Source organism: Acetobacter estunensis (assembly GCF_019083805.1).
Taxonomy (GTDB): Bacteria; Pseudomonadota; Alphaproteobacteria; order Acetobacterales; family Acetobacteraceae; genus Acetobacter; species Acetobacter estunensis_A.
Genome location: NZ_JAHRDV010000031.1, coordinates 1 through 5,442 on the forward strand (window position 1 = coordinate 1; position 5,442 = coordinate 5,442).

Sequence of the window (5,442 nt, forward strand, 5' to 3'; positions counted from 1 at the left end):
CTCACTGCGTTCAGAACCCGCCGCCAGAAGCAGAATATCGTCAATATTCCAGATCGGGCTCCTGTGGGATGACTGAATTCTACAAAATGACCCGAAATTGCCTCAAGTGTGAGAAATCCGCGTCGACTCTGTTCGTTACACGGTTATACGCATAAGGATTGTCACGACAAGCGGCAGCGAGCAATTTTGTGGCGGTTTTCCGCAGGTTTTTGCGATGAAGGCGTCAAGTGTCCTTCTGCCGCGCCATGGACGGGATGGGCTGCAAGCGGATAGAGGAAGGCAGCATTCATCATCGGAAGACGCATATGAGTATTCTCTACGACCTCTGCGGCATCGGAAATGCCATCACGGATGTGCTGGCAAAGGTCGAGCCCGAATTCCTCAGTGAGCAGGGACTTGTGCCGGGCAGCATGACGCTGATCGATACGGACCGTGAAAAAAGCCTGCGCGAACTGATCCATGTGCAGCAGCAGACGGGCGGCGGTTCGGCGGCCAATACCTGTGCCGTGGCAGCGCAGCTCGGTGCGCGCGTGGCCTATCTCGGCAAGGTGGCGGGCGATGCGGCTGGTAAGGCGTTTGCCGATGATCTGCGTGAATGCGGCATCACGTTCCCGTCCGCTCCATTGGACGGGCGCATGAATAAAAATCTCTCCACCGCGAGTTGTCTCGTGCTGGTGACGCCCGACGGGCAGCGCACAATGAACACCTATCTGGGCGCATGCACCGAATTCACACCTGAAGATGTGTTGCCCGATATCATCGCAGCCTCTTCCATCGTCTATCTTGAAGGTTATCTCTTCGATCCGCCACATGCGCAGGAAGCGTTCCGTCGCGCCGCCACTCTGGCGCACAAGGCAGGACGTCAGGTGGCGCTGTCTTTGTCCGATCCGTTCTGTGTGGGACGTCATCGCGAGGCGTTCCTTGATCTCGTCCGCGGGCATATCGACATTCTGTTCGCCAACGAAAACGAAATCTGCGCGCTTTATCAGACGGAGAGTTTCGACACGGCTGCACGTCATGTGGCGCAGGACACGAAGTTCGCGGCCCTGACACGCTCGGAGAAGGGCAGCGTCATTATCCGGGGCGGCGAGAAGATCGTTGTTTCCCCGGTACCAACACAGGTGGTGGACACCACAGGAGCGGGAGATGCCTATGCGGCAGGCTTCCTCGCCGGGTTGACGTCCGAACGCACGCTTGAGGAATGCGGGCGGTTGGCTTCGGTCGCAGCCGCCGAAGTGATCTCGCATTACGGTGCACGCCCATTGGCGAATCCCTGGAAAGACGCGGGTTTCTGAAAAACCGTTTCAGGGTTCAGGCCGAAAGACCAAGCCCTGAAAGAACCCGTGCGGCGCAATCGCGCCATGATGGCGGGGTGAACTCCGCACGGATGCGGCGGCCCCACTGGGCAAGTCCTTTGGGGTCGTCGAGCAGGGCTTCGATCTGTTGCAACGCATCATGTGCGTCTTCAGGATCGAAATGCCGCGTGAACGTGCCACCGGCTTCGGGCATGGCGGTTGTGCTGGAAGCGAGGCAGGGTTGCCCGAAAGTAAGGCTTTCCGTAACTGGCAGTCCCCAACCTTCCGCCAGTGAAGGGAAGAGCGTGAACAGGCAGCCATCATAAAGCGCTGCCAGTTCGCCGTCGCCCGGATTGGCCACATGCACGATGTGGCCATCCAGCCAGTTGGCGTTTTCCAACTGCTGCATCAGGTCATTGACCCGCCATCCACGTCGTCCTGCAAAAACGAGTGTCGGCACAGCGTCCGGCCCCCGCTTGTCCAGAAGCTTTCGCCATACGCGCAGAAGCAGGGCGTGGTTTTTTCTTGCTTCGAGCGTGGAGACGAACAGCACGTAGCTTCCTGCCGGCGGCAGGCGGTCAGGACGTGGCGTGGGAGGAGCGGGGAAGTGCGACACACCCATGCCGATACGTGTGACGGGGTGCGGAAGAGGAATGCCGATGCGTGCGGCATGGGCTGTCACGTCGTCTGCGACGGCGCGGCTTGTGGTGAACACACGATCCGCCAGTGGAAGCACGGCAGCGTGCCATTGCGTGAAGGTGCGGATCACGCCCCGGTCGCACCATTGCGGATACAGAAGCGGGACGAGGTCATGGATGAGCAGGCCGAAGGTCACGCGCCGGTCGTCGCGCAGCCAGCGCACCGTGTCGGCATAGTCATCTAGTTCCCAAGGTGAACCGGGCACGAAAAAGGCATCGCCGGGACGCAGCAAGGTGTCGAGAGCTTGTCCGGGGCTGCGTGTGCGGTCGGGTGTGACGGAGCGAGACATCCGCTGCCGCAGACCCTGAAGGCCGCGTTCGGTGGCGCGGTGCCCGACACGGCCAAGATCCTGCAAGACGCGGGCTTGTGTACGCAGGGAAGCCTTCAGAAGTGCAAGGCGGCCTTCAGGTGGCGTGAAGGGGGAAATGCCATCCGTTTCGGATGTGCGGATCGGACCACGTGGCGTGGCGTTGGTCAGTGTGGCGAAACGGGTGCGGAGGCGGTTCCAGTCGAATGTTTCATACTGGCGCGGACCGCCCGTGCGATGAACGAACCGCACCTGTTCCGGCGCCAGCGTGGCGAGGGCGGTGCCGAGTTCGAACACCACGCGCTGGATGCCGCTGGGGCGGCTGTGACGGTCAAGGTAGTCGAGCAGATCGGTGGCATCGATCCAGAGTTTCCGGCTCATGACGTTGCGCCTTTCGCATGGACAGCAAGGCAGGCGTCGAGCAGCGCATCGGCTGCGGCTTCCCATGGCACTGGCTGGAAGTCGCGGGCAATATGGGTGCGCCAGCGGGCGAGGTCGTCGCGGTTGAGGAGCGTTTCACGGATGACGCGCGTGGCATCCGGCACGCTGTCAGGATCGAAATAGCGGGCGAACGCGCCTCCCGCCTCGGGGATGGCTGTGGCGTGCGAGGCGATGCAAGGCACGCTCATGCGCAGACTTTCGGTGACAGGCAGGCCCCAACCTTCAAAAAAGGAGGGAAAAACGGTGAACAGGCAGTCACGGTAGAGTTGCCGCAGTTCCGCATCGCTCGGGTCGCGCAGGAGGCGCACACGGCCATTCAGCCAGTTTGTCGTTTCGAGTTCCTGCATCAAATCGCTCACCAGCCAGCCTTCGCGCCCGGCAAAAATCAGTGTCGGCACCTGCTCCGGCGGCAATTCCCGCAAGAGGCGCAGCCAGACGCGCACGAGAAGCGCATGATTTTTCCGGGCTTCGAGTGTGGAGACAAACAGCACGTAACTGCCGGGAGCGGGCAGGCCGGGTTGGTCCGGCTCCTGTGCGATGGCGTCTTCGCCGGTAAAGCCGGTGCCGATGGGAATGACCTTGATGGGAGCGGTCAGAGAGAGAGCGTTGTCGTGGGCGTAGCGCTCCACGTCCTGCGCGGTCGTGTGGCTGATGGCCAGAAGTTCGGCACAGTGGGGCAGCGTTGTTTCAATCCAGTGGCGGAAGTCGCGCACGAGCGAAGGATGACACCACTCCGGACGGCGCAGCGGGATCAGGTCGTACATCAGCAGAACGGGGTGCAGGCCATGACGCTCGCGGGCAATGCGCAGGCGCTCACCGAACAGGGGATCGGACCATGCGGCACCGGGAATGAGGAGAATGTCGCCGTCCGCTTTTGAGTGAGAGACCGAAGGCTCGCTCGGTAACGACGCGGGAGCGGGGGGCGGTGGGGCAGGCTCTTTCCGTGGTGAGGCCGGCGCACGAAAAAGGCGGCGCAGAAGCCGCAGAACCCGGATTTGTGACACACCGGCTGCAATCAGGGGGCGGCCAAGGTCGGGTGGCAGCGTCTCGAAAAAATCCAGCACAACGCGACGGGGGGAGAAAGCTCGACGCGGTGCGGGGAGCGGACGAAGCGGTTGTGAGATTTGCACCGGGCGTGCAGGGGAATTGCCGACAAGGCGCGCGAAGAGTGCTGCAATGTCGTCGGATGTCACTTCGGCCAGCATCTGATCATCCCGACCGCGACGCACGAAACGGATATGGGGAGGCTGTGCCCTGCAAGCGGCGCAGGCTTCCACAACACGCACGATTTCGTAAACCTGTCGCTGGATGCCACTTGGTCTGGGGTTGTTCGTGGCATAGTGGAACAGGTCGTCCACATCGATCCAGATCGTGCAGGAAGAGGAGGGGCGCGTCATGGGTCCGTGTCCGGCGGCGTGTCAGGATCGGGGCATCCACCACCACCATCAACAGGCCGTCAACCCATGCTTTGCTCCGCCTTTGGTCGTGAAGGGAAAACAGACGCATGACGGCGCGGCAGGAACGCGAGATCATTCTGCGGGTGGCAGCGGTGTTTCGTGTGGGCCTTGGGCGCGACCCTGAGCCGCAAGCGCTTGCGCATTTTACGCATCGTCTGAAATCGCTGCCGGAGGGCGGGCTGGATGAGGAAGGACTGGGGCAACTCGCGGAATGGATTGTGGCCTCACCGGAGTTCCGGGCGCGTCATGAGGGAATAGACGTCCTCGCGCCGGAATGGAGACAGACGGTGTTCAGAGCGGCGACGGGACGTTTTCCTGTGGCTGAGGAGTGCCGGGATTTGCGTGCGTGCATCTCGCCTTCCGCGATCGTGGCGTATGTGGCGGCACAGCCTGAACTGCGTGAAGATATCGATGTCTTTCGGCTTCGTTATCCCTTGGGTGCGCCTCCATGGGACGATGGTGCGTATGCGCTGTGGACGCTGCAGCACGCGACTTTGCCGCTTTGCTCCCGCGTGGCGAGACCGGAAATTACGGTGGATCTCTGCCTGAGCGTGCAACCGGGAGAAGAAGCGGTTGCACGGGCAACGCTGGCATCTCTTGCGACAAATTCGGACGTTGGATGGACACTGTATCTCGTGGGATCGTCTGCCGTTCTGACGGCATTGGAGTGGGAATTTGTCGCGTCATGCGGACAAGGGCGCATCGTTTCGGTTCTGCCTGACGAGGCTTCACTCTGTCCCGGTGAAGCACCTTTTTTCGGGTGGCTGGAAGCGGGTGACCGGCTTGCGGATGGGGCGTTGGCCCTGATCGTGGACGCACTGGCGGCGCATCCACAGGCCGTATTCCTTTTTGCCGATGATGATCGGATCGATGCGGTGGGAGACCGTGTGGACGCGCGGCTGCATTCCGGGTGGAGCGTGGATCAGTTGCTCGTGGGAGAGGCGACGGAGACTTTCTGTCTTTTTTCTCGGACACGTCTGGGAGAATTGAGACAGGAGGATCGGCTTTCGGTCAGCTCGGAAGGCGATTTGGCGGCAAGGCGACTGCGGCTGGCGCTGGCTGTCACCCAAGAAATCGCGCCTGAACGGATCGTCCATTTCCCTGGTGTGGCCTGTCATCGCGCGTCGGATAGGAGAGGGTTGGGCACGGAGCAGGAAAGGAATCTGGTGCGGCGGTATCTGGCGTCTCACCGGCCCGAACTGCGGCTGGAACAGGCGCGGCTTGTGGGGGGGCAGGTGGAGCA

At 61.7% G+C, this 5,442-nt stretch carries 4 protein-coding genes; 2 read left to right on the plus strand and 2 right to left on the minus strand.

Features of this window, described 5'->3' with window-relative positions; genetic code table 11:
• Positions 1 to 305 precede the first annotated feature (305 nt).
• Complete coding sequence (locus KUA11_RS16825; protein WP_217412171.1) at positions 306 to 1,295, plus strand: adenosine kinase; 990 nt, start codon at positions 306 to 308, stop codon at positions 1,293 to 1,295.
• Positions 1,296 to 1,311: 16 nt separating this feature from the next.
• On the opposite strand, the gene KUA11_RS16830 is transcribed toward KUA11_RS16825, so the two are convergent.
• Positions 1,312 to 2,682: a glycosyltransferase family 4 protein gene (locus KUA11_RS16830; RefSeq protein WP_217412173.1), complete on the minus strand. Its 1,371-nt coding sequence runs from the start codon at positions 2,680 to 2,682 to the stop codon at positions 1,312 to 1,314.
• Positions 2,679 to 4,139, minus strand: a complete 1,461-nt coding sequence (locus KUA11_RS16835) for a glycosyltransferase (protein ID WP_217412175.1) — start codon at positions 4,137 to 4,139, stop codon at positions 2,679 to 2,681. The genes KUA11_RS16830 and KUA11_RS16835 overlap by 4 nt, the downstream gene beginning before the upstream one ends.
• A 107-nt stretch (positions 4,140 to 4,246) precedes the next feature.
• On the opposite strand from KUA11_RS16835, the gene KUA11_RS16840 reads away from it, so the two are divergent.
• Positions 4,247 to 5,442 (plus strand): glycosyltransferase family protein (locus KUA11_RS16840; RefSeq protein WP_475638919.1); only part of this gene is annotated, 1,196 nt, incomplete at its 3' end.

Coding starts and splice junctions, on each gene's coding strand:
- KUA11_RS16825 (WP_217412171.1), top strand. CDS start 306: ATGAGTATTCTCTACGACCTCTGCGGCATCGGAAATGCCATCACGGAT.
- KUA11_RS16830 (WP_217412173.1), bottom strand. CDS start 2,682: ATGAGCCGGAAACTCTGGATCGATGCCACCGATCTGCTCGACTACCTT.
- KUA11_RS16835 (WP_217412175.1), bottom strand. CDS start 4,139: ATGACGCGCCCCTCCTCTTCCTGCACGATCTGGATCGATGTGGACGAC.